This is a genomic window from Pikeienuella sp. (genome assembly GCF_046290545.1).
GTDB lineage: Bacteria > Pseudomonadota > Alphaproteobacteria > Rhodobacterales > Rhodobacteraceae > Pikeienuella.
Genome location: NZ_JBKAGV010000012.1, coordinates 55,194 through 80,642, shown reverse-complemented (window position 1 = coordinate 80,642; position 25,449 = coordinate 55,194). Strand labels below are relative to the sequence as shown.

General features: G+C 71.1%; 26 protein-coding genes. 22 read left to right on the top strand and 4 right to left on the bottom strand.

The window, feature by feature from the left end; all coding sequences use genetic code 11:
* The 22 genes from galE (at position 1) to ACE37J_RS10545 (ending at position 20,708) form a co-directional block, all read left to right on the top strand.
* Positions 1-978, top strand: a complete 978-nt coding sequence (gene galE, locus ACE37J_RS10650) for a UDP-glucose 4-epimerase GalE (RefSeq protein WP_409711131.1) — start codon at positions 1-3, stop codon at positions 976-978.
* Positions 975-2,069, top strand: coding sequence for a glycosyltransferase (locus tag ACE37J_RS10645; RefSeq protein WP_409711129.1), 1,095 nt, complete (start codon positions 975-977; stop codon positions 2,067-2,069). Before galE ends, ACE37J_RS10645 begins: the two co-directional genes overlap by 4 nt.
* A gap of 292 nt (positions 2,070-2,361) precedes the next feature.
* Positions 2,362-3,366, top strand: a complete 1,005-nt coding sequence (locus ACE37J_RS10640; RefSeq protein WP_409711127.1) for a glycosyltransferase family 2 protein — start codon at positions 2,362-2,364, stop codon at positions 3,364-3,366.
* Positions 3,249-4,838 carry a beta-1,6-N-acetylglucosaminyltransferase gene (locus ACE37J_RS10635; protein WP_409711248.1) on the top strand — a complete coding sequence of 530 codons (1,590 nt, stop codon included), beginning with the start codon at positions 3,249-3,251 and terminating at the stop codon, positions 4,836-4,838. Before ACE37J_RS10640 ends, ACE37J_RS10635 begins: the two co-directional genes overlap by 118 nt.
* Positions 4,835-6,175: a hypothetical protein gene (locus ACE37J_RS10630; protein ID WP_409711125.1), complete on the top strand. Its 1,341-nt coding sequence runs from the start codon at positions 4,835-4,837 to the stop codon at positions 6,173-6,175. The genes ACE37J_RS10635 and ACE37J_RS10630 overlap by 4 nt, the downstream gene beginning before the upstream one ends.
* A 114-nt stretch (positions 6,176-6,289) precedes the next feature.
* On the top strand, positions 6,290-6,592 hold the full coding sequence (locus ACE37J_RS10625) for a recombinase-like helix-turn-helix domain-containing protein (RefSeq protein WP_409711123.1): 303 nt from the start codon (positions 6,290-6,292) through the stop codon (positions 6,590-6,592).
* Positions 6,582-7,337, top strand: coding sequence for an ABC transporter ATP-binding protein (locus ACE37J_RS10620; RefSeq protein WP_409711121.1), 756 nt, complete (start codon positions 6,582-6,584; stop codon positions 7,335-7,337). Before ACE37J_RS10625 ends, ACE37J_RS10620 begins: the two co-directional genes overlap by 11 nt.
* Positions 7,338-7,360: 23 nt before the next feature.
* A complete protein-coding gene (locus tag ACE37J_RS10615) occupies positions 7,361-8,335 on the top strand; it encodes an ABC transporter substrate-binding protein (RefSeq protein WP_409711119.1) in 975 nt (324 codons plus the stop codon).
* A gap of 68 nt (positions 8,336-8,403) precedes the next feature.
* Positions 8,404-9,171 (top strand): ABC transporter permease, encoded by a 768-nt coding sequence (locus ACE37J_RS10610; protein ID WP_409711117.1) that lies wholly within the window; start codon positions 8,404-8,406, stop codon positions 9,169-9,171.
* Positions 9,172-9,192: 21 nt separating this feature from the next.
* A complete protein-coding gene (locus tag ACE37J_RS10605) occupies positions 9,193-9,747 on the top strand; it encodes a cupin domain-containing protein (protein ID WP_409711114.1) in 555 nt (184 codons plus the stop codon).
* A 55-nt stretch (positions 9,748-9,802) separates the two neighbouring features.
* Positions 9,803-10,846: a Rieske 2Fe-2S domain-containing protein gene (locus ACE37J_RS10600; protein ID WP_409711112.1), complete on the top strand. Its 1,044-nt coding sequence runs from the start codon at positions 9,803-9,805 to the stop codon at positions 10,844-10,846.
* Complete coding sequence (locus ACE37J_RS10595) at positions 10,846-11,598, top strand: SDR family oxidoreductase (RefSeq protein WP_409711110.1); 753 nt, start codon at positions 10,846-10,848, stop codon at positions 11,596-11,598. The genes ACE37J_RS10600 and ACE37J_RS10595 overlap by 1 nt, the downstream gene beginning before the upstream one ends.
* A 2-nt stretch (positions 11,599-11,600) precedes the next feature.
* Positions 11,601-12,395, top strand: coding sequence for an alpha/beta fold hydrolase (locus tag ACE37J_RS10590; protein WP_409711108.1), 795 nt, complete (start codon positions 11,601-11,603; stop codon positions 12,393-12,395).
* On the top strand, positions 12,392-13,327 hold the full coding sequence (locus ACE37J_RS10585) for a VOC family protein (protein ID WP_409711106.1): 936 nt from the start codon (positions 12,392-12,394) through the stop codon (positions 13,325-13,327). Before ACE37J_RS10590 ends, ACE37J_RS10585 begins: the two co-directional genes overlap by 4 nt.
* Positions 13,327-14,115 (top strand): SDR family oxidoreductase, encoded by a 789-nt coding sequence (locus tag ACE37J_RS10580; RefSeq protein ID WP_409711104.1) that lies wholly within the window; start codon positions 13,327-13,329, stop codon positions 14,113-14,115. The genes ACE37J_RS10585 and ACE37J_RS10580 overlap by 1 nt, the downstream gene beginning before the upstream one ends.
* 10 nt (positions 14,116-14,125) lie before the next feature.
* A complete protein-coding gene (locus ACE37J_RS10575; RefSeq protein WP_409711102.1) occupies positions 14,126-15,811 on the top strand; it encodes a thiamine pyrophosphate-binding protein in 1,686 nt (561 codons plus the stop codon).
* A 5-nt stretch (positions 15,812-15,816) separates the two neighbouring features.
* The gene (locus ACE37J_RS10570; RefSeq protein ID WP_409711100.1) at positions 15,817-16,590 is read left to right on the top strand and encodes an aspartate dehydrogenase; all 774 of its coding nucleotides are present in this window, start codon (positions 15,817-15,819) and stop codon (positions 16,588-16,590) included.
* A complete protein-coding gene (locus ACE37J_RS10565) occupies positions 16,587-18,080 on the top strand; it encodes an aldehyde dehydrogenase (RefSeq protein ID WP_409711098.1) in 1,494 nt (497 codons plus the stop codon). The genes ACE37J_RS10570 and ACE37J_RS10565 overlap by 4 nt, the downstream gene beginning before the upstream one ends.
* Positions 18,065-19,267, top strand: a complete 1,203-nt coding sequence (locus ACE37J_RS10560; protein ID WP_409711096.1) for an FAD-dependent oxidoreductase — start codon at positions 18,065-18,067, stop codon at positions 19,265-19,267. Before ACE37J_RS10565 ends, ACE37J_RS10560 begins: the two co-directional genes overlap by 16 nt.
* Complete coding sequence (locus ACE37J_RS10555; RefSeq protein ID WP_409711094.1) at positions 19,264-19,731, top strand: flavodoxin domain-containing protein; 468 nt, start codon at positions 19,264-19,266, stop codon at positions 19,729-19,731. Before ACE37J_RS10560 ends, ACE37J_RS10555 begins: the two co-directional genes overlap by 4 nt.
* Positions 19,728-20,327, top strand: coding sequence for a pentapeptide repeat-containing protein (locus tag ACE37J_RS10550; protein ID WP_409711092.1), 600 nt, complete (start codon positions 19,728-19,730; stop codon positions 20,325-20,327). Before ACE37J_RS10555 ends, ACE37J_RS10550 begins: the two co-directional genes overlap by 4 nt.
* Positions 20,328-20,333: 6 nt before the next feature.
* Entirely contained in the window at positions 20,334-20,708 is a 375-nt protein-coding gene (locus ACE37J_RS10545) for a RidA family protein (RefSeq protein WP_409711090.1), read from the top strand.
* 4 nt (positions 20,709-20,712) lie between these two features.
* On the opposite strand, the gene ACE37J_RS10540 is transcribed toward ACE37J_RS10545, so the two are convergent.
* From ACE37J_RS10540 to ACE37J_RS10525, 4 genes are all read right to left on the bottom strand, one after another.
* Entirely contained in the window at positions 20,713-22,332 is a 1,620-nt protein-coding gene (locus tag ACE37J_RS10540; protein ID WP_409711088.1) for a TRAP transporter large permease subunit, read from the bottom strand.
* A gap of 3 nt (positions 22,333-22,335) precedes the next feature.
* Positions 22,336-23,013, bottom strand: coding sequence for a TRAP transporter small permease subunit (locus ACE37J_RS10535; protein WP_409711086.1), 678 nt, complete (start codon positions 23,011-23,013; stop codon positions 22,336-22,338).
* 93 nt (positions 23,014-23,106) lie between these two features.
* Positions 23,107-24,147, bottom strand: coding sequence for a TRAP transporter substrate-binding protein (locus ACE37J_RS10530; RefSeq protein ID WP_409711084.1), 1,041 nt, complete (start codon positions 24,145-24,147; stop codon positions 23,107-23,109).
* 227 nt (positions 24,148-24,374) lie between these two features.
* Positions 24,375-25,445 carry a 2Fe-2S iron-sulfur cluster-binding protein gene (locus tag ACE37J_RS10525; protein WP_409711082.1) on the bottom strand — a complete coding sequence of 357 codons (1,071 nt, stop codon included), beginning with the start codon at positions 25,443-25,445 and terminating at the stop codon, positions 24,375-24,377.
* Between the last annotated feature and the right edge of the window lie 4 nt (positions 25,446-25,449).

Below are 25,449 nucleotides of genomic sequence, written 5' to 3'. Positions count from 1 at the left end.
ATGGGCGAGACGGTTCTGGTGACGGGCGGCGCCGGCTATATCGGCAGCCATGCCTGCAAGCTGCTGGCGGCGGCGGGCTGGCGGCCGGTCGTCTTCGACAATCTCAGGACCGGCTGGCGCGAGGCCTGCCGCTTCGGCCCGCTGATCGAGGGCGACCTGCTGGACCGCGCGGCGCTCGCCGCCGCCTTCGCCGAGGCGCGGCCCGCGGCGGTGATGCATTTCGCCGCCCTCTCCAATGTGGGGGAGAGCGTGGAGCGGCCCGAGCTCTACTGGCGCAACAACGTCGCGGGCTCGCTCAACCTGCTCGACGCGATGCGGGAGGCGGGCTGCCTCAGGCTCGTCTTCTCCTCCACCTGCGCGACCTATGGCGCCTCCGACGCGCCGCTGACGGAGGAGAGCGGCCAGGCGCCGATCAACCCCTATGGCCAGTCGAAGCTCGCCGTGGAGCGGATGATCGCGGATTATGCGCGGCACGGGCTGGAGGCTTTCGTTTTCCGCTATTTCAACGTCGCGGGGGCGGACCCGGAGGCCGAGATCGGGGAGCGGCATGTGCCGGAGACGCATCTCGTCCCCCTCATCCTCGACGCGATTGCGGGCGACCGGCCCGAGATCGTGATGAACGGGGACGATTACCCGACGCCGGACGGCTCCTGCATCCGCGACTATCTCCATGTGATGGACCTCGCCGGGGCGCATGTCGCGGGGCTCCGGCGGCTGATGGCGGGGGACGGGGGCGCGGTGCTCAACCTCGGCACCGGGCGCGGCTATTCGGTGCGGGAGGTGATCGGGGCGGCGGAGGCGGCGACGGGGCGGCCCGCGCCCTGGCGCGTCGGCCCGCGGCGGCCGGGGGATCCGCCGCGCCTCGTCTCGGGCTCCGCGCTGGCGGAGGCGATGCTGGGCTGGCGGCCGGAACGGGGATTGCGGGAGATGATCGAGGACGCCTGGCGCTGGCGGGGGCGGGGCTTCGGCGGGGCGTGAGCGGGGTCGTCATCGACGTGGCGCGCACGCTTTCCCGCGCCGGCGCCGGGCCGGCGACGGGGATCGACCGGGTGGAGCGCGCCTGGATCGAGGCGGCGCTCGCCGGGCGGTTCGGCCCCGCCGCCTTCTCCCGCCGGGGCCGCGCGCTCGACGCGGAGGCGATGCGCGCGCTTCTGCCCGCGATCGACGGCGCCGGCCCGGCGCCTGCGCCCGACCTTCGCGCACGCCTTTCCCGGGCGCCGGCGTTGCCCGCCCGGCTTTACGCCGCGTTCCGGCGGGGGGCGGCGCGGTTTCCGGAGGGGTCGACCTGGCTCAATCTCGGCCATTCGGACCTCACGCCGGGGCATGTGGCGGCGGCGCGGGCGGCGGGGGCGGCGCGGGCGGTCGTGATGATCCACGATCTCATCCCGCTGGAGCGGCCCGACCTCGCGCGGCCTGGCGGGGCGGAGCGGATGCGGGCGCGGCTCGCGGCGGCGGCGGCGGCGGATGCGATCCTCGTCAATTCGGCGGATACGGCGGCGCGGCTGCGGAGCCGGCTGGCGGCGCCCCCGCCGATCACGGTCGCGCCGCTCGGCGTGACGGCGCGGCGGCGGGAGGGGGCGGGTCATGGCGGCTTTGTCGTTCTCGGCACGATCGAGCCGCGGAAGAATCATGCGATGCTGCTCGACATCTGGGCGCGGCTCGGGCCGGGGGCGCCGGCGCTCCACATCGTCGGGCGGCGGGGCTGGATGAACGAGGCGGTCTTCGCCCGGCTCGACGCGCGGCAAGCGGGCGTGATCGAGCACGGGGCGCTCGACGACGAGGCGGCGGGGCGGCTCCTCTCCGGGGCGCGGGCGCTGCTCTTTCCCTCGCTGGCGGAGGGCTATGGCCTGCCGCTGGCGGAGGCGCTGGCGACGGGCGTTCCGGCCTTCGCCTCCGACCTGCCGGCGCTGCGGGAGACGGGCGGGGCGGCGGCTGTCTATCTGCCGGCGGAGGATGCGGCGGCCTGGGAGGCGGCGATCCGCGCCGCCATCGCCGCCCCGCCGCCGCGCCCGGCCTTCGCGGCGCCGACATGGGAGGCGCATTTCCGGGCGGCGGAGGCGGCGCTTTAGGGTGGCCCGGCCGGGCGGAGGCGCGGCGCTTACCCATGCGCGTCGGCCCGGGCGACCAGCCCGGGCCGCGGCCTCCCTCCCCCCGGGAGGCCGCATCGCGACGTTCCAAGATGTGCAGCCGTCAGAGTTCGTGGCGCCATAAACCGCGGGGACAATCTGTTGCGAGGCGTCCTCCCGAGGAAGGCCGCGGCCCTTCGCGCGTCGCTCCGGCCGGGGCCGGCCTCGCCTCTCGACCTGTTCCCGCTCTGGTAAAGCCGCGCCCGCTCTGCGATGCTCGCGCTGCGGAGGGCGGATGAGGCTTCTGTCTGCGTATTCAAGACGCTATGAGCGGAAGCGGCGGCTCCTTTCCGCCGCGCTGCGCGGGTGCGACCTTCGGGCGGTGCGGGACCGGACGCGGGCGATCCGGCCGGGAGCGATCCTCTGCGCCGCGGTGATCCGGAACGAGGGACCGCGGCTCGCCTTCTGGCTCGACCATCACCGGCGGCTCGGGGTCGATCATTTCCTGATTGTGGACAACGGCTCGACGGACGGGGGCCCCGCGCTCCTAGAAGGGGCGGAGGACGTTTCGCTCTGGCGGACGGAGGCGAGCTACCGGCGGGCGAATTTCGGGATGCACTGGGTGAACCGGCTCGCGCGCTTGCATGCCGTAGGGCACTGGCTGCTGACGCTCGACCCGGACGAGTTCCTCGTCTATCCGCATTGCGACGCGCGGGGGCTCCGGGCGCTGACCGATCATCTTTCCGCGCACCGGCGCCGGGCCTTCGGCGCGCTCTTGCTCGATCTCTACGGGGCCGGTCCGGGGCTGGAGACGCAATGCGCGTCGGGGGCGGACCCGGTGGCGGCGGCGCCCTATTTCGACGCGGCGAGCTATTTCTTCCGGCGGGACGAGCGCTATCGGAACCTGTGGATCCAGGGCGGGCCGCGGCTCCGCGCCTTCTTCGCCGACGATCCGGGGCGGGCGCCCGCGCTCAACAAGATCCCGCTGGTGCGGTGGGAGCGGGGCTTCGCCTATGTCTCCTCCACCCATGCGCTGCTGCCGCGGGGGCTGAACCTCACCTATGACGAGGGGGAGGGGGAGCGGCTGACCGGGGTTCTGCTTCATGCGAAGTTCATCGCGGGGCTAAAGGCGAAGGCGGAGGAGGAGCTGGCGCGGCGGCAGCATTTCGGCGGGAGCCGGGAATATCGCGCCTATGCGGCGGCGGCGGACGAGAGCCTGATGACGGCGGATTCGGTCGCCTACGAGGACTGGCGGCAACTGGAGCGGCTCGGGCTCATGGCGCGGGGGGGCTGGCTCTGAGCGGGGCGGCGTTCATCCTCCTGGCGCATGAGGCGCTGCCGCTCGCCGGGCGGCTGGCGCGGGCGCTTTCGGCGGGGGGGCGGCCGGTGCTGGCGCATCTCGACGTGCGGGCGGGGGGCGCGGAGGGGTTCGTCGAGGCGGCGGGGGCGGGGGTCCGGCTGCTGGAGCGGCGCCGGGCGGAATGGGGGACGTTCGGGCTTGTCGCGCCCGTGCTCGAAGGCGCGCGGGCGCTCCTCGCCTCGGGGGCCCCGTTCAGCCATGTGCAGCTCGTGAGCGGCGCATGCCTGCCGCTCCGGCCGCTGGCGGAGCTGGACGCCTTCCTCGCCGCCGCGCCGGAGACGGACCATCTGGAGGCGCGGCAAGTCGGCGGGGCGGAGCGGGCGGCGGAGGGGCTGGAGCGGGAGCGGTTCACGCTCTTCCATCCGTTTCCCTGGCGGCGGCGGAAGCGGCTCTTCGACGCTTCGGTGGAGGTTCAGCGCCGGCTCGGCGTGAAGCGGCGCGTTCCCACCGCGCTCGAATTGGCCATCGGTTCGCAATGGTGGACGCTCTCGCGCGGGACGCTGGAGCGGATCATGGCGGACCCTGCTCTGCCGGCGCTGGAGCGGTTCTTCCGGAGCGCGTGGATACCGGACGAGAGCTTCTTCCAGAGCCTCGCGCTGCGGCATGCGCGGCGCGTCTCGCCGCTTTCGCTGACGCTGGCGCGGTTCGATGAGGCGGGGGTTCCTTACGTCTTCCATGACGATCATGCGGCGCTGCTGGACGGGGCGGACCATTTCTTCGTGCGGAAGGTTCATGGCGCGGCGGAGGGATTGCGCGCCCGGCTCCTCGCCCGCGCGGGCGGGGCGGCGGCGCGCGCCGGGTTCGAGGGGCGGGCGCCGGAGGCGGCGTTCCGCGCGGCGCGGGAGAGCCGGACAAGGGGGCGGGAGGCGCTGATCTCCCCGGCCCGGCTGAAGGCGCGGGCCTGGTGGGAGACGCCCGGCTCGCCCGCGCCCTATCTCGCCATCGGCGGGGTGGAGGCTGACATGGCGGCGCGGCTTTCGGCGCGGCTTACGGGGGCGGGGCTGATCTGCCACGCGCGGCTCTTCGGGCCGGAGGGGCCCGAATTCGCAAGCGGGGCTCCGGTGGCGGCGGGGGGCGTTCCCGCCTCCCGCGCGGCGCGGGACCTCTGGCCGGAGCAGTTCCTCATCAATCTCGCGCGCGGCGCGGCGGCTTCGGGCGCGGTCATGGCCTTCTGCCTGCCGCTGGAGGACCGGGCGGCGATCGGCGCGATGGTCGCCGCGGACCCCGGCGCGCATGTGCTCTGGTTCCGGGGCGGGCGGCGCGAAGAGGCGGCGGCGGGCGAGCGGGCCTTCCTCGCGGAGATCCGGCGCGGCGGCGCGGCGCTGGAGATCGCGCCGCGCGCGCTTCTGGCCGATGACGAGGCGGCGGCGGCGGCGCTGATCCTCCGGGCGGCGGAGGGGCTCAGGGCATGAGCCGGCCGCGCTATTTCGTGATCTTCGGCGCGATGCGGACGGGCTCGAACCTGCTGGAGACTTCGCTCTCGCGCTATCCGGGGCTCGTCGGGCTCGGGGAGCTGTTCAACCCCGGCTTCATCGGGGCGCCCGGCCATCGCTTCGGCTGGGGCTTCGACATCGCGGCGCGGAGCCGGGCGCCGGAGGCCTTTCTCGACGCGGTGATCGCGGCGCATCCGGGGCGCACACCGGGCTTCCGGCTTTTCGACGGGCACGATGCGAGGATGATCGCCCGCGCGGCGGCGGACCCGGCGGCGGCGCGAATCCTCCTGACCCGCGACCCGCTGGAGGCGCATCTCTCCCTCCTCATCGCGGAGGAGACGGGGCAATGGATGCTCGGGCGGGAGGAGGACCGGAAACGCGCCAAGGTGCGGTTTGACCCGGCGGCCTACGCCGCCTTCGCCGCGCGGCGGGCGGCGCATTACGACGGGCTCCGCGCGGCGATGCGGGCGGCGGGGGCGCCGTGGCTCGAACTCGACTATGCCGACCTGACGGACCCGGCCGCGCTTGACGGCGCGGCGCGGCATGCCGGGGCGACGGGCGCGGCGGTGACGCGGGCGCCGGCGATCCTGCGGCAGAATCCGGGGCCCGTCTCGGACAAGGTGGAGAATCCGGAGGACCTGCCGGAGGGCGCGGCCCCTTCGCGCCCGCCGGCGCCGGCGGAGGGCGGCTTCGCGCTGATGGAGGCGAGCCGGGCGCTCGACCTCGTCTGGTGCGTCATGCCGGGCGCGGGGGAGGCCTCCGTGCGCGGGCTCGCAGCGGAGATCGAGGCGGCGGAGGGCCATGCGCCGGCGCCGCCGGCGGCGCCGGCGAGCGCGGCGATGGTGGAGCGACGGCTGCGGCGGGGCGGGCTCCTCTTCGCCTTCGCGCGGCATCCCGCCGCCCGGCTCTCCGCCCTGTTCGCGGAGATGCGGGCGGGGCGCGCGCTGCCGGAGGCGCAGGCGGCGCTGGCGCGGCGGTTCGGCGAGGATGGTCCGGAGGAGGATGCGGCGTTCGACGCCTTCCTCGACCTCGCGGAGGAGGCGCTCTCCGCCGCCGCGCCGGCGCCCGCCTTCGCGCCGCAAACCGCGCTCCTCGCCGCGGCGGCGGAGGCTGCGCCCCTTTCCCATTTCGGGCGGGCGGAGGAGGGACCGGGCGCGCTTCTCGCCCGGCTCGGGCGCGACCTGCCGGGGGCGGAGGGACGGTTCCGCCGCCGCCTCGGCCGCACGAAGCGGCCCGGCCCGGCGCAGGCGGCGCGCATCTTCGCCCTCTATCGCCGGGACTTCCTGCGGCTCGGCTATCCGCCGCCAAGGCGCTGACGGCTTCATGACAAATCCGTTGACAGGCGCGCAGAATCGCCGCATCTTTATTTGAACATATAGTTCAAATATGAACACAAGACTTGACGAACGAGAAGCCGACGGGAGCCGCGCATGGACGCCTTCAAGGACCGCCTCTCGCAGCGCGCCGCCGATACCGGGCGGGCGGACCTCGCCCATCAGAGCCGGGGCCGGCCGCTGACCGAGGCGGAGGACGCGCTGGCGACGGCGCTGATGCAGATCTACGGGACGGGCGAGCACGATTTCGGCAAGGTCGCCGCCGCGCTCGAAGCGCGCGGCGTCGCTGCGCCCGTCTCGGGCCGGACCGACTGGTCCGAGGCGCTGCTCGCGGAGGAGCTTTCCGCGCTCAACGCCGATTTCGACGCGGCCTATGCGGAGCGCGGCTATGGCGCTTGAATTCCGCAACGTCGCGAAGGAGTTCGGCGCGCTGATTGCGGTGCGCGACATCTCCTTCGAGGTGCGGGAGGGCGAGTTCGTCTCCGTCGTCGGGCCATCGGGCTGCGGCAAGTCCACCATTCTTTCCATGACGGCGGGGCTCTATCAGCCGACGCGGGGCGAGGTGCTCGTCTCCGGCGAGGCGGTGCGGGGGCCGAACGCGCATGTCGGCTTCATGCTGCAGAAGGACCTGCTGCTGCCCTGGCGGACGATCCGCGCCAATGTCGAGTTCGGGCTGGAGGCGCGGGGCGCGGGCCGGGCAGACAGGCGGGCGCGGGCGGAGGCGGAGCTGCGGCGGTGCAAGCTCGCCGGGTTCGAGGATCATTATCCCTATCAGCTTTCGGGCGGCATGCGGCAGCGCGCGGCGCTGGCGCGGACGCTGGCCATCGACCCCGAGATCATCCTGCTGGACGAGCCCTTCTCCGCGCTCGACGCGCAGACGAAGCTGATCCTCCAGAACAGCTTCGCCAGGACCATCGCGGCGGAGCGGAAGACGACGCTGCTCATCACGCATGACCTCGCGGAGGCGGTGCTGATGTCGGACCGCATCCTCGTCCTTTCCGAGCGGCCGGGGACCATCGTCGCGGAGATCGCGGTGGACCTGCCGCACCGGGACGAGCCGCTGAAGCGGCGGATGATGCCGGAGGTTTCCGGCTACGCCGCCGAGCTCTTCCGGCACCTGAAGCTCGAAGAAAAAGCCGCCTGAACAAGCAACTGACAGGGAAATCCATGAAGCATCGCGTCCTCAGCCTCGTCGCCGCAGCGGCGATCAGCCTTTCCGCCGGGCTCGCCGCCGCGGCGGAGAAGGTCACCTATCTCTTCCCCGCGCCGGACTTCCTGCCGGCCTTCGCGCCGTTCCAGCTCGCGCTCCACAAGGGCTATTTCGCGGATGCGGGCCTTGAAGTGGAGTTCCGCGTCGGCAAGGGCGGCGCGGACGTCGCGACGCAGGTCGCGGTCGGCAACGCGGACATGGGCGGCGGGATCGGCGACACGCCGATCATCGTTCGCGCCAACGGGCTCGGGGTGAAGGGCGTCGCCCTCCTCGGCGGGCGGGGGCTGACGCAGATCGCCTGGCGCGAGGACAGCGGGATCAAGAGCGCGGCGGACCTCAAGGGCAAGTCCATCGGCGTCCTCTCCTTCCAGGACACGACCTATTACAACCTCCTCGGCGTGCTGGCCTCCGCGGGCCTGACGAAGGCGGATGCGGACATTCAGGCGGTCGGCCCGGGCGGGATCATCCAGCTTTCCATCGCCGGGAACCTCCACGCCATGTCCGGCGTGCCGGAATGGATCGCCGCCGTCCGCGGCGCCGGGATCGCGATGGGCGAGATGCCGGTGGACAGCGTGTTCCCCGCCATGGCGCAGGCGATCATCGCCTCCGAAGAGACCATCGCGGAGCGGCCCGAAGTGGTGCGCGGCTTCGTGCAGGCGGTGCTGAAGGCCATCGACGAGATCGAGGCGGACCCGGCGAAGGCCGCCGCCGAATACGTCTCCTTCGTCAAGCAGCACGAGGGCAAGGAGGCGATGATCGAGGCGATCATGCGGGACTATGTGGCGAAGGTCTATCCGGCCGCCGAGGGGCTGCCGCGCGGCGCCTTCGACGAGGCGCGGGTCGCCGCGGTGCAGGAATTCTACGTGAAGAACAACATCGTGGCCCGCGCCGTTCCCGTCTCCGACACCTTCACGAACGAATTCGTGCAATGAGCGTCGCGGCCGCCGAACCGACCGACAAGGCCGTTTCGGCGGCCGCTGCGGCCAAGAGGAGCGCCGGCATGACCTCCGAACGGAAGGCGCTCTTCGCCAGCCTCGGCCTCCTTGGCCTCGTGCTCCTCGCCTGGGAGTTCCTGCCGCCGGCCTTCGGCGTGCCGGTCTTCATCATCCCGACCTTCTCGGACTGCCTCGCGGAATTCGCGCGGATGTGGCGGGTGGAGGGGCTCGTCGGCCATACGCTTTCGACCGCGCTCTACACCGTGCTCGGCTTCGCCATCGGCTCCGCGCTCGGCGCCGCGCTCGGCTATGCGCTCGGCATGTCGGCCTTCTGGGAGAAGGTGCTCTCCCCCTATATCCTCGCGCTGCAGATCGCGCCGAAGGTCGCCTTCGCGCCGCTCTTCATCATGTGGTTCGGCTACAACGCGATGCCGAAGCTGCTGGTGACGGTGCTGATCGTCTTCTTCCCCGTCCTCGTGAACGTGCTGCAGGCGATGCGGACGGTGGACCGGGACCTCGTGAACCTCGCCCGCGCCTACAACCTCTCCCGCTGGCAGATCTTCCTCAAGGTGGAGGCGCCCTCGACCGTGCCGAACCTGATGGCGGGGCTGCGCATCGCCTCCACGCTCGCGGTGATCGGCGTGACGGTGGGGGAGCTGGTGGGGGGGAATACCGGGCTCGGCTTCCTCATCTCCTATGGCGGGGGGCAGGCGAACGCGGCGATGGTGTTCAACGCCATCGTGCTCCTCACCGTGATCGGCTTCTTGCTCTACAGCGCGCTCGCCAGGGTCGAGGCGCGGGTGCTCCACTACCTTCCCAAGGCCCAACACTGACATAAACAACGGAGACTTCCGATGAACGTCGCCCCGATGAAATTCCCCTCGATCGAACCCGATGACGTGACGATCCCCGAGGGCATGACCCTCGCGAGCTGGATGGAGAGCCGCGTCGCCCGCTACGAGACGCGGACGCTCGACTGGGACGCGCTGAAGTTCCAGGCGGATTTCGACCCGAAATACCGCCGCGCGCAGATGCGCTATGTCGGCACCGGGGCGACCGGCGTCTCGGACGACGAGAACGTCGTGCCGGCGGAGCATTTCACCTTCTCCACCATGGTGCTGCCGGCGGGCTGCGAGGGGCCGCTCCATATCCACCGCGACGCGGAAGAGGTGTTCTTCATCCTCAAGGGCCACAGGATCCGGCTCTTCATCGAGCACAAGGGCGAGATGACGGAGACGGTGCTGACGGAGCGGGACCTCATCTCCGTGCCGCCGGGCGTCTATCGCGGGCTCCGCAACGAGGGAATCGAGGAGGCGCTGATGTGCGTCATGATCGGCAACCCGAAGCCGGTGACCCCGACCTATCCGGAGGATCACCCGGTCGCGCAGATCAAGCGCCCGAAGAAGTGACCGAGCGCGCCGGGCGGCTTTCCGGCCGCCCGGACCAAAGCCAGCGGAGAGCGAGATGAGCGCGCATGACATGAAGAGCCTGATCGAGGAGCGGGTGAATACGGGCCTCCTCGGCTGTTGGCATCCGGTCGCGAAATCGGTCGAGATCAAGGGGACGCGGCCGCACGGCGTGAAGGCGCTCGGCCGGAAGCTGGTGCTCTGGCGCGACGGGGCGGGGAAAATCCGCTGCCTCGAGGATTTCTGCCCGCATCGCGGGGCGCCGCTCTCCTATGGCGAGATTCACGAGGGGAATATCGGCTGCCGCTATCACGGGGTGATCGTGGACGGCGAGGGCGTGGTGCAGCGCGTGCCCGCCATGCCGGAATGCGCGCTGGAGGGGCGGAAGGCCCTGGAGAGCTTCCATGTAAGGGAGGCGCATGACGCCGTCTTCGTCTATTTCCCCTCGGTCGAGCGGCCGGAGCCGCCGGAGCTGATGCTGCCGAAGGAGCTGACGGACCCGGACTGGACCGGGTTCCTCTGCACCTCGCTCTGGGAGACGAACTACCGCTACGCGCTCGACAATCTCGCGGACCCGATGCACGGCTGCTATCTCCATTCGGAGAGCTTCACGCTCGCCTTCGGCTCCAAGCAGGACCTGATGAAGCTCGACAGGACCGACCGCGGCTTCCGCATCGAGCGGGTCGGGCAGGTCGGCGCGAATTTCGACTGGACGGAATTCGAGGTTCATCCGGGCGCGATGTTCTGCTTCCTCGACATTCCCTATCCGCCCGCGGCGGGGCCGGGGGGCGTGTTCCGCATCATCGGCTTCACGACGCCGGTGGACGAGCGGACCTGCAAGGTCTTCTTCTGGCGGATGCGGCAGGTGACGGGCCTTGCGCGCGAAAGCTTCCGCTTCCTCTATCGCGCGAAGCTGGAGGAGAACCACTGGCGCGTGCTGGAGCAGGACCGGGTGATGCTCGAAGGCATGCCCGACGACGCGCGGCGGCGCGAGATGCTCTATCAGCATGATCTCGGCGTCTCCCGCATCCGGCAGATCCTGACGCGGGCGGCGAAGAGCCAGATCGAGGCGGAACTGGCGGCGCGCGAGGCCGCCGAGTGATGCTGGAGGGGCGCGCCATACTCGTGACCGGGGCCGCGCGCGGCCTCGGCGCCGTTCTCGCCCGCGACCTCGCGGGGCGGGGGGCGCGCCTGTTGCTCGCCGACATCCTGGAGGATGAGGGGCGGGAGACGGCCGCTTCGCTCGGCGCGGCCTTCCACCCGGTCGATCTCGGCGAGCCCGCCTCCATCGCCGCGCTCGGGGCCTGGGCGGCGGCGGAGACGGGGGGGCGGCTCCACGGGCTGCTCAATAATGGCGCCATCGCGACGGGGATCGGCGGGATCGGGTTCGAAGAGATCGACCTAGAGACCTGGGACCGGGTGATGCGCGTGAACGTGCGCGGGACATGGCTGATGACGCGGGCCTGCGCGCCGCTGCTCGCCGCCTCGGGCTCGGGGCGGATCGTCAACCTCGCCTCGGACACCGCGCTCTGGGGCGCGCCGCGGCTTCTTTCCTATGTCGCCTCCAAGGGCGCGGTGATCTCGATGACGCGGAGCCTCGCGCGGGAGCTGGGGCCGCGGGGCGTCGGGGTGGCGGCGGTGGCGCCGGGCATCCTCGCGACCGAGAGCACGGAGTATGTGCCCGAGGCGCGGCACCGGCTCTATGCCGAGGGGCGCGCCGCGCCCGGCGGGCGGCCGGGCGGCGCGATGGGGCCGGAGGAGATCGCGCCGACGGTCGCCTTCCTGTTGTCGGAAGGGGCGCTGCCGGTGACGGGGCAGGTGCTGCCCGTCAACAACGGCTTCGTCTTCGCATGAGCATGCGGCGGCACAGGTCCGGCGCGGTCGAGTTCCGGGAGCGGGACGGGGCGGGGCCTGTGCTGATCCTCCTGCACGGGATCGGCTCGGCGGCGCGGAGCTTCGAGCCCGTGGTCGAACGGCTGCCGCGGGACTGGCGCGTGATCGCCTGGGAGGCGCCGGGCTATGCCGGCTCGAAGCCGCTGAAGGCGGATTGGCCGCTGGCGGAAGACTATGCCGATGCGCTGGCGGGGTTGATTGACCGGCTCGGGATCGCGCGGGCGGCGCTCGCCGGGCATTCGCTCGGCGCGCTGATCGCCGGGGCCTTCGCGGCGTCGCGGCCTGCGCGCGTCTCCGGGCTTCTCCTCGCCTCTCCGGCGCTCGGGCATGGGCGGGCGGCGGGGGACCTCTCGCCGGAGGCGGCTTCGCGGATCGCGGCGCTGGAGGCGGAGGGGGCGGAGGCCTTCGCCGCGGCGCGGGCGGCGCGGCTCCTGCACCGGGGCGAGCCGGCGGCGCTGGAGGCGGTGCGGGCGATGATGGCGGCGGTGAAGCTCCCCGGCTATGCGCAGGCGGCGCGGATGCTCGCCTCCGGCGACCTTCTGGCGGACGCCGCGCGGATCGGGGCGCCGGCGGATGTGATCTGTGGGGCGGAGGATATGGTGACGCCGCCCGAGGGCGCGCGGCGGCTCTTCGCGGCGCTGCCGCGCGCGGGCGCGCTGACGCTTGTTCCCGAGACGGGGCATGCGCTTGCCACGGAGGCGCCCGAGGCCTTCGCCGCCGCGCTCCGCGCGCTGATGGTTCAAGGAGAAACGGCATGAGCGACACGGTGCGCGTCGGCTCCCTTTCCGGCATTGTGATGCGAGGGCCGGGCCTGACGGCGACCTTGCCCTTTTATGAGGACATGTGGGGGCTGCGGCTCGCCCATGCGGAGCCGGGCGCGGCCTGGCTGCGGGGCACGGGGGAGGAGCCGTTCCTCTATGGCCTTCGCGATGCGCCGGTCTTCGGGATCGACCATATCGAGTTCCGGGTGGAAAGCGCGGAGGCGCTGGCGGCGCTTCATGCGCAGGTCTCCGCCCGCGCGCCGGCGCATGGCGGCGCCGTGCTTTCCGTCCCTGCGCCGATGGCGGACCATATCGGCGGAACCGGCTTCGAAATTCTGGATCCGGACAATCGCCGCATCCGTTTCCGGCATGATGGTTTGAGGCTGAACGAAGAGCCGGAATGGGCGAAGCCGCGCAAGGTCTCCCATGTCGTGCTCAACACGCCGGACATGGAGGCGCGGCAGAGATTCTTCGAGGAAGTTCTGGGCTTTCGGGTCTCCGACTATTCGGCGGACCAGATGGTGTTCCTCCGCTGCGCGACGGACCACCACTCCATCGCGCTGGTGCGGGGCGCCTACGCCAGCGTCAACCATGTCGCCTTCGAGATGCCGACGCTGGACGAGTTCATGCGCGGGATCGGGCGGATGAAGCAGAAGGGGCATCACCCGACCTGGGGGCCGGGGCGGCACGGGCCGGGGAACAATCCCTTCGCCTATTTCTGCTCGCCCTCCGGCTTCGTGATCGAGTTCACCTCGGAATTGCAGCAGATCGACGAGGCGACGCACCGGGCCAAGGTCTGGTCTCGCGACGACCCGGAATCGATGGACCGCTGGATGACGGCGGGCCCGCCGACCCCGGCGCAGCGCGCGATCATGCAGGGGCGTCCCGACCCGGGCTTCCCCGAGCTCAGGGCGCAGGGGGCGCGGTGATGGATTACGGCTATCAGGGCCGCGTCGCTGTCGTCACCGGCGGCTCCTCCGGCATCGGCCTCGCGACGGTGAGGACGCTGCTCGGCTCCGGCGCCCGCGTCGCGCTCTGCGCGCGGAACGAGGGGCGGCTGGCGGATGTGGCGGCCGTGCTGAAGCGGGATTTCGGGGCGGAGCGGGTGCTGGCGACGGCGCTCGACGTGCTGGACGAGGCGGCGGTGGAGGCTTTCGCGGTGGAGGTCGCGGCGGCCTTCGGCGGCTGCGACCTCCTCGTGAACAATGCCGGGCAGGGCCGCATCTCCACCTTCGCGGATACCGGGGATGCGGACTGGCGGGCGGAGCTGGAGCTGAAGCTCTTCAGCCAGATCCGCCCGGTTCGCGCGTTCCTGCCGATGCTGAGGGAGGCGCGGGGCGCGATCATCGCGGTCAACTCGCTGCTCGCCTATCAGCCGGAGCCGCATATGGTCTGCACCTCGGCGGCGCGGGCGGGCGTTCAGAATCTTCTGAAATCCCTGTCTGTCGAGCTAGCGCCGGCGGTGCGGGTGAATTCCGTGCTGCTCGGGCTCGTCGGTTCCGGCCAGTGGACCCGCCGCTTCGCGGAGCGCGAGGACAAGAGCCAGAGCCGGGAGGACTGGTATGCGGCGCTGGCGGCGCGGAAGGGCATTCCGCTTGGCCGCCTCGGCGACCCGGAGGAGGCGGCGGCGGCCATCGCCTTCCTCGGCTCCCCCGCCGCCAGCTACATCACCGGCGCCCAGCTCGAAGTTTCGGGCGGGCTTTCCCGCCATATCTGAGGACCTTGCGATGAAACCCGCGACGATCGAGCCCGAGGCGGCGCAGCAGGCGGAAACGGTCGGCGACTTCATCGCCCGCTGGCTGGCGGATGTGGGCGTGACGACGATCTTCGGCGTCATCTCCATCCACAACATGCCGATCCTCGACGCCGTGGCGCGGCAGGGGCGCATCCGCTTCGTGCCTGCGCGGGGCGAGGCGGGGGCGATGAACATGGCGGACGCCTATGCGCGGGTGACCGGCGGCCTTGGCGTCTGCATGACCTCGACGGGCACGGCGGCGGGCAACGCCGCGGGGGCGCAGGCGGAGGCGCTGACGGCGGGCTCGCCCGTGCTCCACATCACGAGCCAGGTGGACCTCGCCTTCGCGGACCGGGACCGCGCGCCCATCCATGACGTGCCGCGGCAGCCGGAAATGCTGCGCGGCGTCTCCAAGGCCGTGATCCGGATGTGGGACGCGAATGGGGCGGTGGGCGCGCTCACCGCCGCCGTCTCGGCCGCGCTCTCGGCGCCGACGGGGCCCGTGAGCCTCGAGATTCCGGTGGACGTGCAGCGCGCGGCGGCGGCGCCGCAGCCGCGGGTCTTCGCGCCCGTGCCCATGCGGCCGTTCGCGGCGGAGGCGGCGCTCGACGCGATGGCGGAGGCGATACGCGGCGCGCGGCGCCCGCTGCTCTGGCTCGGCGGCGGCGCGCGGGGCGCGGCGGCGGAGGCGACCGAGCTGATGCGCCGGGGCTTCGGCGTGGTCACCTCCACCAATGGGCGCGCGGTCGTTCCCGAGGATGCGGCGGCGACGCTCGGCGCCTTCAACATGACGCCGGAGGCGGCGGAGCTCTACCGCACCTCTGACCTCATGCTCGTCGTCGGCTCCCGGCTCCGGGGCAACGAGACGCGCAACAACCAGATGCCGCTGCCGCGCCCGCTCCTGCAGATCGACGCGGCGGCGGAGCAGGGCGGGCGGAACTATCCGGTGGAGATTTTCGCGCATGGCGACGCGGCGGATGCGCTTTCGCGCCTGCTTTCGAAACTTCCTGAAAGGCTGGAAACAGACCCGAACCTGCCCTTCGACATCGCCCGCGCCCGCGCCGGCTCCGAGGGGCGGATGCGCTCCCTTCTCGGCCCCTACGCCGTGATCGCGGACGCGCTGGCGGAGCGCGTCTCGAAGGGGGGGCACCCGTGGGTGCGGGACGTGACGATCTCCAACTCCACCTTCGGCAACCGCCATGTGCGGATCGCCGGCCCGCGGCTCGGCGTCCATGCGCTTGGCGGCGGGATCGGGCAGGGGCTCGCCATGGGGATCGGCGCGGCGCTGGCGATGCCGGGGCCGAAGGCGGTGACGCTTGTGGGCGACGGCGGGGCGATGCTCGGCCTTGCGGAGATGATCACGGCGGTCGATGAGGCCGCGCCGCTCGTCTATGTGCTGATGAACGACCGGGCCTATGGCGTGATCGAGAACATCCAGGACGCGCAATATGGCGGGCGGCGGCATTGGTCGAAGCTCGCCGTGCCGGATTTCGCGGGGTTCTGCGCCTCCGTCGGCATGCCGCACCGGCGCTGCGCCGATGTGGAGGCCTTCGGCGCGATGCTGGACGAGGCGCTGGCGGCGGAGGGGCCGCAGCTGATCGAGGTGGACATGGTGGCGATCGGCCCCTTCGCGGAGAGCTTCGCCGGCCCGCCGGCGGGCGCGGCGGGCAAGGGGTGAGCGCGATGCGGCTCGGCCTCATCGGCTTCGGCGCCATCGGCTCCGCGCTCCTGCCGATGCTGGAGCGGATCGGCGCCGCGCCTGTGGCGACGCTGGTGCGGATCGAGCGGGTGCGGGAAGCGCCGGCGGGCGTCACCACCCTCGCCGCCCTCCTGATGGCGCGGCCGACGCTGGTGGTCGAGGCGGCGGGGCAGGGGGCGGCGCGGGAATACGGGCCGACGATCCTCGGCGCGGGGATTCCACTCGTCCTCGCCTCCGTCGGCGCGCTGGCGGACCCGGGCGTGGAGCGGGACCTTCGGGCGGCGGCGGAGGCGGGCGGTGCGCGGCTCATTCTCCCTTCGGGCGCGGCGGGCGGGCTCGACGCGCTTTCGGCGATGGCGGCTTCGGGGCCTGTCGAGGTCGAATATACGGGGACGAAGCCGCCGCTCGCCTGGGCCGGGACGCCGGCGGAGGCGGCGTTCGACCTTCCGGCGCTGAAGGCGGCGACGGTGATCTTCAAGGGGACGGCGCGGGAGGCGGCGCGCGCCTATCCGAAGAACGCGAACGTGGCGGCGACGCTGGCGCTGGCCGGCGCGGGGTTCGAGGCGACGCGGGTGCGGCTCGTCGCGGACCCGGCGGCGAAGGGGAACGGCCACGCCTTCACGGCGCGCTCCGGCGGCTCCACGCTTTCCGTCACCATCGAGAACGCGGCGCTGCCGGGGAATGCGAAGACCTCCGCGGCGACGGTGGGGAGCCTATTCCGCGCCGTCCGCAACGAGATGGGGCCGGTCTCGCTATGAAGCGCGATCAGGACATCGACCTGCCTGACGGGCGGATCTTCGTCGGCGGCGAATGGGAGGCGGGGAATGGGGCGGAGATCCGCTCCGTCTTTCCGGCGGACGGGAGCCTCAACCGCGCGCTCCGCGGCGCCTCGCGCGAGGACGGGCTCCGCGCGATTGCGCGGGCGAAGGCGGCGCAGGCGGACCCTTCCTGGCGCGGGCTGAAGCCGCATCAGCGGGCGCGCCATCTCCACGCCATCGCGGACGGGATCGAGGCGAACGCGGCGCGCATCGCCTTCATCCAGAGCCGGGACACGGGCAAGACGCTGGCCGAGACGCGGGCGCTCGCCGCCTCCGCCGCCGGCACGTTCCGCTATTTCGCGGCGGTGGCGGAGACATGGGACGAGGCGCTGACGGCGCAGCGGGGCGAGGCGCTGACCATGTCGGTGCATGAGCCGCTCGGCCTCGTCGCCGCGATCACGCCCTGGAATTCGCCCATCGCCTCGGACGCGCAGAAGGTCGCGCCCGCGCTTGCGGCGGGGAATGCGGTGCTGCTGAAGCCGGCCTCATGGTCTCCGCTCGTGAGCCTGGAGCTGGCGCGGATCGTGGAGGCGGCGGGGTTGCCGAAGGGGCTCTTCTCCGTCCTCCCGGGCGCGGGGCGGGAGATCGGCGGCCTGCTGGTGACCCATCCGGACATCGCCCGCGTCTCCTTCACCGGCGGCACGGAGACGGGGCGGGCGCTGGCGCGGAAGGCGGCGGAAAAGCTGATGCCGGTGAGCCTCGAGCTTGGCGGCAAGTCCCCCACCATCGTGTTCGCGGATGCGGACATGGAGCAGGCGCTGGCGGGAGTGATGTTCGGCGTCTTTTCCTCCACCGGGCAGAGCTGCATCGCGGGGGCGCGGCTCTTCGTTCAGCGCTCGGTCTTCGACGAGTTCGTCGGGCGGCTGGTGGAGGCGACGAAGCGGCTGAAGGTCGGCCATCCGTTCGACCCGGAGACGCAGGTCGCGCCGATGGTGCGGCGTGAGCATCGGGACGGGGTGGCCGCGATGGTCTCCGCCGCCTTGGCGGAGGGCGCGACGCTGCTTTGCGGCGGGGCGGCGCCGGAAGGGTCGGATTTCGAGGCGGGGGCCTATTACCTCCCAACGATCCTTTCGGGCGTGACGAACGAGGCGCGCATCTGCCGGGAGGAGGTGTTCGGCCCCGTTCTCGTCGTGATGCCCTTCGAGGACGAGGCGGAGGTTGTCTCCCTCGGGAACGACAACGAATACGGGCTCGCGGCCGGGATATGGACGCGGGATTTCCCGAAGGCCTGGCGCGTGGCGCGGGCGCTGCGGACCGGGACGGTCTGGATCAACACCTACAAGCAGTTCTCCATCTCCACCCCGTTCGGCGGGGAGAAGGAGAGCGGCATGGGGCGGGAGAAGGGGCGGGCGGGGATGCTCGCCTATATGGCGCAGAAGGCGATCTACGCCGACCTTTCCGGCGCGCCCCTGCCATGGGCGCGGCTGTGAGCGGCGCGGTCGCCATCGTCGGCGCGGGGCCTTCGGGCTGTTTCCTCGCGCAGGCATTGCTGAAGGCGCGGCCCGATCTCTGCGTCGATCTCTATGACCGGCTGCCGGTTCCCTATGGCCTCGTCCGCTATGGCGTGGCGGCGGACCATCAGGGGACGAAGGCGATCATCCGGCAGTTCGAGCGGCTGTTCGAGCGGCAGGGCGCGCGGTTCTTCGGCGATGTCGAGATCGGGCGGGATATCGGGCTGGACGCGCTGCGGGCGCGCTATGACGTGGTGGCGCTGACCGCCGGGCTTTCGGAGGACAGGCGGCTGGGCGTTCCGGGGGAGGACCTTCCGGGCGTGATGGGGTCGGGCGCGGTGACGCGGTTCCTGAACGATCATCCAGACGCTTCGGAGCCGGGCCCGCTGGGGAGGCGGGTTGTGGTGGTCGGCGCGGGGAATGTGGCCATCGACATCGTGCGGCTGCTGGCCAAGGGGCCGGAGGAGCTGGAGGGCTCGGACCTTTCGGCCCGCGCCGCCGGCTGGATCGCGGTGGGGGGCGTGGAGGAGATCACGCTCCTCGCCCGCGGCCAGGCCTCCGCGGCGAAGTTCGACGCGGTGATGGTGAAGGAGCTGGGGCGGCTTTCCGCCCTCCGGATCGAGGCGGAGGCGGAGGGCGAGGGGCCGGCGGCCGAGGCGCTTCGCGCGGTAGCAGGGCGGGGGGCGGGGCCGAAGCGGCTCGTTTTCCGGTTCGGCGCCGTTCCCGCCGCGATCGAGGGGGAGGGGCGCGTCTCCGCCCTCAGGCTCGCTTCGGGCGAGGCCATCGGCTGCGATGCGGTGGTGACGGCCATCGGCTTCGAGGCGGGGGATAACCTCGGCCGCGACGCGCTGCTCGCGGGGGCCGAGGATGCGGGGCGGGGGCGGATCGCGCCCGGGCTCTACGCCGCGGGCTGGTTTCGGCGGGGGCCGCGCGGCACGATTCCGGAGAACCGGGCGGAGGCGCAGGAGGTCGCGGCGCTGATCCTCGCCGATCTCGGCCCGGGCCGCGCCGCGCCGCCGCCGCCGCCGGGCGCGGTGGACTATGAAGGCTGGCGGCGAATCGACGCCGCGGAGCGCGCGGGGGCCCCTTTGGGGCGCTGCCGCGCGAAGATCGGGGACCGGGGGGCGATGCGCGCGCTCGCGGCCGGAGAGGAGGTTTCGCCATGAAGATCGTCGTTCTCTACGGGACGGAGACGGGCAACGCGGAGATGCTGGCCGAGGATGTGGCGGCGGAGATCGGCGGGGCGCATGACGTCTCCTGCCGCAACCTCTCGGACCATGCGCCGGGGGAGTTCGAGCCCGGCGCGCTCTATCTCCTCATCACTTCGACCTATGGCGACGGCGAGCTTCCCGCCTCGGCGCAGCCCTTCGCGGCGCGGATGGCTGCGGAGAAGCCGGACCTCAAGGGCATCCATTTCGCGATCTTCGGCCTTGGCGACAGCGAGTATCACGAGACGTTCAACGGCGGCGGCAAGACGCTCGCCGCGCTGATGATCGCGCATGGCGCGGCGCAGATCGGCGAGCGGGTGGCGCATGACGCCTCCGGCCCCGACCTCGCCGAGGACCTCGCCTTCCCCTGGGCGGAGGAGGCGATCACGCTCGCGGAAGGCAGGCTCGGGGCGGCGGCGTGACGCCGGAGGCGCTCCGCGAGGCGCTCGCCCGGCCCTGGCGGCATGGCGACTGCGCGGAGCTTCGCGGCGCGCGGATCGAGGGGGCGCTGGACCTTTCGGGGCTGGCGCTGACGGGGTTCGACATTTCGGGCGCGGTCTTCGCGGGGCCGGTGAAGGCGCGGGGCGCGCGGTTCGACGGCGTTTCGGTCTTCGCCGGGGCGCGGTTCGCGGCGGGGGCGGATTTTTCCGGCGCGGCCTTCATGGTGGACGCCCGCTTCGAGGATGCGGAGTTCGCCGCCGGGGCGGACTTTTCGGGGGCGGAGTTCCGCGGCATCGGGCGGTTCGACCGGGCGCGGTTCGGCGGGGCCTCGTCCTTCGCGGGCTCCGTCGCCTATGGCAACGTCTCCTTCGAGGCGGCGGTTTTTGCGGGCGCGGCGGATTTCTCCGGCGCGGAATGGCTCGGCGGGCTCTGGCTTCAGGATGCGGCGCTCGCGGCGGAGGCGAATTTCGCGGGCGCGGAGGTGCACGGGCGGCTCTGGCTCCGCGGGGCGCGGCGGGGGAACGCGCGCATCGCGCCGGGAGCCTTCGGGCTCGTCTTCGGCCATGTCTGGAGGTGAAAGGCGATGAAGGAAGAGATCGCGTGCGGGCTGCCGGATTTCGGCCAGCCCTTCTCCTGGGCGATCCGCGCGGGCGGGGTGCTCTACACGACGCACGGGCCGGTGACGCCTGAGGGGAAGATCCTTCAGGCCGGGATCGGGGAGCAGGCGGCGCTTACGCTCGCCAATCTCGTCCGGGCGGTCGAGGCGGCGGGCGGGACGGCGGAGAGCGTCGTGCAGGCGACGGTCTATATCCTCGACATTGCGGACATGGCCCCGGTGGACGAGGCGTGGCGGCGCGTCTTCGCGCCGCCTTGGCCGAACCGCGCGACCCTGATCGTCGCCGGGCTGGTGGCGCCCGGCATGCGGATCGAGGTGCAGGCGACCGCCGCGCTCGGCTGAGCCGTCACTCGAAGACGAGCGATGGCAGCCAGAGCGCAAGGGCCGGGAATTCGAGCACCAGCGCGAGGCCGATCAGCTGCAGGAACACGAACGGGATGATGCCCGCATAGATTTCCTGCATCTTCACCGTCTTTGGCGCCACCCCCTTCATGTAGAAGAGCGCGAAGCCGAAGGGCGGTGTGAGGAAGCTCGTTTGCAGGTTCACGGCCACGAGGATCGCAAACCAGTATATCACTTGCGCTTGCACTTCCGCCAGTTGCGCCGCGTTCGTCGGGTCCGCATAGCCGAGATGGCCGGCGAAGGCGGGCGCCAGCAGTTTGATCACCGGCGCGAAGACCGGGAGAATGATCAGCGTGATCTCCAGGAAGTCGAAGAAGAAGCCCATGAGGAAGATCGCGCCCATCAGGACGAAGAGGAGCGGCCAGGGCGCAAGGTCCAGCCACTCGATGAGCTCGATGATCAGATCCTCGCCATAGACGTTGCGGAAGACGGTGGCGAAGGCGGTCGCGCCGACGAAGATGAAGAAGATGAGCGCCGTCGTGAGCGCGGTGCGGTGGACGACCGCGCGCATGACCTCCATGGTCAGCGACCCGTTGAAGAAGGCGAGGATCATCGCGCCGAAGGCGCCGACGCCCGCCGCCTCGGTCGGCGTCGCCCAGCCGGCGAAGATGGAGCCGAGAACCATCACGATCAGGAAGATCGGCGGCACGAACCCTTTCAGGATGCCGCCGAGGAGGGTGTTGCCCTCCCGCTTCCCGATCAGCATCGCCGCGACGAAGACGGCGAGGAAGGCGAGAAGCGGCCAGTTGAACGCATCGTAGATGTGCAGGAATTCCGCCTCGAAGGCGATGAAGATCGCGAGAGCCGAGATGCCGAGAAAGAGCAGGAGGTTGCCCCGCCCCGTCGGCGCCATGTCGATTTCCGACTGCTTGATCGCGGGCGCGATGGACGGCTTCAGCGCCGCGACGGTCATGATGTAGGCGAAGTAGAGGCCGGAGAGCATCAGGCCGGGCAGGATCGCCCCGATGAAGAGGTTGCCGACCGACACGGCCAGCAGGTTCGCCATCAGCACGAGCATGATCGAGGGCGGGATGAGGATGCCGAGCGTCGAGGATGCGGCGATGGTGCCGGTCGCGAGCGCCGGGGAATAGCCGCGCGCGAGCATCGTCGGCAGGGCCAGCAGGGTGATCATCACGACGGAGGCGCCGATGATGCCGGTCGTCGCCGCCATGATCGTGCCCATGAGGGTGACGGAGAGGGCGAGCCCGCCCGGAATCCGGCGCAGCATCACCTGGAGGATGTGCAGAAGGTCCTCCGCGACGCGCGACTTCTCCAGCATCGTGCCCATGAACACGAAGCACGGGATCGCGACGAGGATGGAGTTGTGTACGGCGCCGGACCCGCTGTCCCCCCAGACCTTCTGGACGACCTGGTAGAAGACCGGCCAGTCAAGAATGTCGAGATAGATCGACCAGAGCGCGAAGCCTGTCGCCACGCCGCAGAGCGCGAAGGCCACCGGGAAGCCGGTGAACAGCATCAGCGCCAGGGCGACGAACATGTAGGCGCCGATATAGACGTAGAGATGGTCGTAGATCGGCTCCCAGAGCCCTGCGAGGAATTCCATGTCTCAGCGCCCCTTCTTTGCCGCTTCGGCCTCGGCCTGAAGCGCCCGTTCAGCCTCGAGGCGCGCCGCCTCCAGCGCCGCATTGTCGTCCGCAAAGATCTCGAGCCGGTCCAGCGCGTCCTGCGCCTCCTGATCGCTGCCTCGGAGATAGGCGTAGAGGCGTATCATGGTGACGGCGACGGCCGAGAGAAGCACGATGAAACCGATCGGGAGAAAGAACTTGATGACCCAGCGGTAGCTGACGCCGGTCATCGACTCCGACCCTTCGTTGGCGGCGTAGGAAATGCTCCAGAGCACGAAGGAATACCAGATCAGGATGAGCAGCGACGGCAGCGCGAACAGCAGAAGGCCCCAGAACTCCATCCGCGCCTGGGTCCTGCGCGGCGTAAGCTCGCGGAAGACGTCGACGCGCACATGCGCATTGGCGAGGTAGCCGAGACCGAAGCTCATCAGGAGGATGGCCCCGTGCAGGTGCCATTGCATGTCCTGAAGGATGGTGGAGACGGAATATCCCGATTGCTGCGTGAAATCCGAGAACATCAGCCTCGTGTAGTCAATCTTTCGCGTGACCACGTCGAAGACGATGATGAGGATCAGCGGCACGACGAGCCATGCGAAGCCCATCCCGACCCGCCGGACGACAGAATCGAGCCCATCGGCGATCTTCAGCATACCGTTCATTTCAGGTTCCTATCGGCCAAGGGCCGTGCTGGTAGGCCAAGACGCCGGCGCGACAGGTCGCGCCGGCGCTCGCTTGATGACAAGACGGCGGTGTTACTTCAGGTAGCCGCGCTCGCCCCAGACCTTGTAGCCCTCGTAGAACTTGGACCAGCTTTCCCAGACCCGGGCGTATTCCGGGTTCTTGGCGATCTCCTCGGCGTTGACCTCGTTCCACGCCGCTTCCAGCGCTTCGAGGACTTCCGGCGACCACGTCATGTTCGTGACGCCGTCTTTCTCGTTGTCGAGCATCGCCTGATACTGGAGGTTCTCGCCGTCGGCGAACTCGATGGCGATGTTGGCGTGGCAGGCCGTCTCGAACATCGCCTTGTACTCGTCCGGCAGGGAGTTCCACGCATCCATGTTGATCAGGATTTCGTTCGTGGTCGCCTGCTGGTGCCAGCCGGGGAAGTAGTTGTACTTCGCGATCTGGTAGAAGCCGAGCGAGCGGTCGATGGCCGGCATGGAGAATTCCGTCGCGTCGATCGTGCCGAGCTCGAGCGCCGGGTAGATGTCGCCGGCGGCGAGAAGCTGCGTCGAGACGCCGAACTTCTGCATCACGAGGGCGCCCATGCCGAAGAAGCGCATCTTCAGGCCCCTCAGCTGGTCGAGGCTCTCGATCGGCTCGCGGAACCAGCCCGAGGTCTCCGGCGGGATCATCCCGCACATGAAGAACATGATGTTGTCCTTCGCGTAGAGCTCACGGGCCAGCTCGAGCCCGCCGCCATACTTGTACCAGGCCAGATAGGGGCCGACGCCGGGGCCGAAGGGCCAGGACGAGAAGAGGTTGTAGACGGAGTTCCGGCCCTGGTGATAGCCGGGCGTCCCGTAGGCCATTTCGAACGCGCCCTGCCCGACCGGGTCATAATACGCGTTGGCGCCGACGAGGGCGCCGGGCTCGAACACCTTGATGTCGAACTTGCCGCCGGACATCCTGCCGACCTGTTCGGCGATGTAGCCCGGCACGCGGCCGAGCACGGCGAGGTTGGTGCCGTAGCCCGAGTGCATGCGCCAGCGGACGCGCTCCTGCGCGTCGACCTCGACCGGCGCGAAGGACACGGCGAGCGCCGTGAAGGCGGCCGCAGCCCCGAGTTTCATGGACAGAGAAAATGTCATGCGTCAGCTCCCGTGTTGATCGATCCGGGCGCTTCGTCGCACCCTCTTGATTTTGTGACGTCAGGTTAAGGGGCCTTGGCGGCGGCCTGTCAATCAAGATCGCCGCGCTTGACGAGAAATCGCGAAATTTGGCGGAATTTCGAAAGCGCCGCGCCGACCGGACGGCAGAATGTTGCGATGCAGCAAAGGCTTGCGGCGACGTCTTCGAATCAGGCCGCGTCGAAATCCAGCACCAGACGCGCGCCCTTGGGCCGGGTCTGGCAGGCGAGCGTGTAGCCCGCCTCGATCTCCCAGGGCTCCAGGGAATAGTTGACGTCCATCGCCGCGTCCCCCTCCACCACCTTGCAGCGGCAGGTGCAGCACATGCCTCCTGCGCAGGAATAGGGCAGTTCGAGCCCGGCCCGATGCGCGGCCTCCAGCACCGTCTCCGCCGCCGGATCGATGCCGAAGCCGCGGCGCGCCCCGTCCAGCACGACCTCGATGCGCGCGGCGGCGGCGGCGCGGGGCTTCGCCGCGGCGGAGGCGACGGGGGGCGCGCCTTCCGGGGTGAAGAGCTCATGCCGGATGCGCGCCTCCTCGACGCCGAGCGCGAGCAGCGCCTCCGTCGCGGCGCGGATCATGGGCTGCGGGCCGCAGACGAAGACGGCGTCGAAGGCGGCGGGGTCGATCAGGCCGCGCGTCGCCATCGTCGCCAGCTTCTCCCCGTCCAGCCTGCCGTTGAAGAGCTCGAAATCCTGCGCCTCCTCGTCCATCACATGGGTGATGCGGAAGCGGGTGAGGAACCGGTCCTTCAGGTCCTCGAAGGCTTCGCGGAACATCACCGTGTCGGTCGCCCGGTTGGCGTAGAGGAGGGCCACGCGGCTCTCCGGCTCGCCCTCCAGCACGGAGCGGGCGATGGAGACCATGGGCGTCACGCCGGAGCCGGCGGCGAGGAGAAGGTAGTCATGCCGCCCGCCGACCGGGGCGACGAAGCGGCCCTGCGGCGTCATCACGTCGAGCGCGTCGCCCGCCTTCAGGCCCTGCGCGAAGCCGGAGAAGGCGCCGCCCTCGATCCGCTTCACGCCGACCTCGAGGAAGGCCGCGCCGAGCGGGGAGGAGATGGAATAGGAGCGCCGCACGTCCCGCCCGCCGATATCGGCCCGGAGGGTCAGATACTGGCCCGGCGTGAAGGCGTAGGCCTCCCGCAGCGCATCGGGCACCGCGAAGCGGAGCGCGACCGCCTCCGCCGTTTCGGGACGGACGGCTTCGAGCGTCAGGCGGTGGAAGCGGGGCGCGGCCATGCTC

What these genes read in the sequence shown, in the direction of transcription:
- ACE37J_RS10605 (WP_409711114.1), top strand. Translation starts at nt 9,193, where the DNA reads ATGAACGTCGCCCCGATGAAATTCCCCTCGATCGAACCCGATGACGTG.
- ACE37J_RS10620 (WP_409711121.1), top strand. Translation starts at nt 6,582, where the DNA reads ATGGCGCTTGAATTCCGCAACGTCGCGAAGGAGTTCGGCGCGCTGATT.
- ACE37J_RS10595 (WP_409711110.1), top strand. Translation starts at nt 10,846, where the DNA reads ATGCTGGAGGGGCGCGCCATACTCGTGACCGGGGCCGCGCGCGGCCTC.
- ACE37J_RS10630 (WP_409711125.1), top strand. Translation starts at nt 4,835, where the DNA reads ATGAGCCGGCCGCGCTATTTCGTGATCTTCGGCGCGATGCGGACGGGC.
- ACE37J_RS10600 (WP_409711112.1), top strand. Translation starts at nt 9,803, where the DNA reads ATGAGCGCGCATGACATGAAGAGCCTGATCGAGGAGCGGGTGAATACG.
- ACE37J_RS10570 (WP_409711100.1), top strand. Translation starts at nt 15,817, where the DNA reads ATGCGGCTCGGCCTCATCGGCTTCGGCGCCATCGGCTCCGCGCTCCTG.
- ACE37J_RS10560 (WP_409711096.1), top strand. Translation starts at nt 18,065, where the DNA reads ATGGGCGCGGCTGTGAGCGGCGCGGTCGCCATCGTCGGCGCGGGGCCT.
- ACE37J_RS10535 (WP_409711086.1), bottom strand. Translation starts at nt 23,013, where the DNA reads ATGAACGGTATGCTGAAGATCGCCGATGGGCTCGATTCTGTCGTCCGG.
- ACE37J_RS10590 (WP_409711108.1), top strand. Translation starts at nt 11,601, where the DNA reads ATGCGGCGGCACAGGTCCGGCGCGGTCGAGTTCCGGGAGCGGGACGGG.
- ACE37J_RS10585 (WP_409711106.1), top strand. Translation starts at nt 12,392, where the DNA reads ATGAGCGACACGGTGCGCGTCGGCTCCCTTTCCGGCATTGTGATGCGA.
- ACE37J_RS10565 (WP_409711098.1), top strand. Translation starts at nt 16,587, where the DNA reads ATGAAGCGCGATCAGGACATCGACCTGCCTGACGGGCGGATCTTCGTC.
- galE (WP_409711131.1), top strand. Translation starts at nt 1, where the DNA reads ATGGGCGAGACGGTTCTGGTGACGGGCGGCGCCGGCTATATCGGCAGC.
- ACE37J_RS10540 (WP_409711088.1), bottom strand. Translation starts at nt 22,332, where the DNA reads ATGGAATTCCTCGCAGGGCTCTGGGAGCCGATCTACGACCATCTCTAC.
- ACE37J_RS10555 (WP_409711094.1), top strand. Translation starts at nt 19,264, where the DNA reads ATGAAGATCGTCGTTCTCTACGGGACGGAGACGGGCAACGCGGAGATG.
- ACE37J_RS10580 (WP_409711104.1), top strand. Translation starts at nt 13,327, where the DNA reads ATGGATTACGGCTATCAGGGCCGCGTCGCTGTCGTCACCGGCGGCTCC.
- ACE37J_RS10615 (WP_409711119.1), top strand. Translation starts at nt 7,361, where the DNA reads ATGAAGCATCGCGTCCTCAGCCTCGTCGCCGCAGCGGCGATCAGCCTT.
- ACE37J_RS10530 (WP_409711084.1), bottom strand. Translation starts at nt 24,147, where the DNA reads ATGAAACTCGGGGCTGCGGCCGCCTTCACGGCGCTCGCCGTGTCCTTC.
- ACE37J_RS10640 (WP_409711127.1), top strand. Translation starts at nt 2,362, where the DNA reads ATGAGGCTTCTGTCTGCGTATTCAAGACGCTATGAGCGGAAGCGGCGG.
- ACE37J_RS10545 (WP_409711090.1), top strand. Translation starts at nt 20,334, where the DNA reads ATGAAGGAAGAGATCGCGTGCGGGCTGCCGGATTTCGGCCAGCCCTTC.
- ACE37J_RS10525 (WP_409711082.1), bottom strand. Translation starts at nt 25,445, where the DNA reads ATGGCCGCGCCCCGCTTCCACCGCCTGACGCTCGAAGCCGTCCGTCCC.
- ACE37J_RS10610 (WP_409711117.1), top strand. Translation starts at nt 8,404, where the DNA reads ATGACCTCCGAACGGAAGGCGCTCTTCGCCAGCCTCGGCCTCCTTGGC.
- ACE37J_RS10625 (WP_409711123.1), top strand. Translation starts at nt 6,290, where the DNA reads ATGGACGCCTTCAAGGACCGCCTCTCGCAGCGCGCCGCCGATACCGGG.
- ACE37J_RS10575 (WP_409711102.1), top strand. Translation starts at nt 14,126, where the DNA reads ATGAAACCCGCGACGATCGAGCCCGAGGCGGCGCAGCAGGCGGAAACG.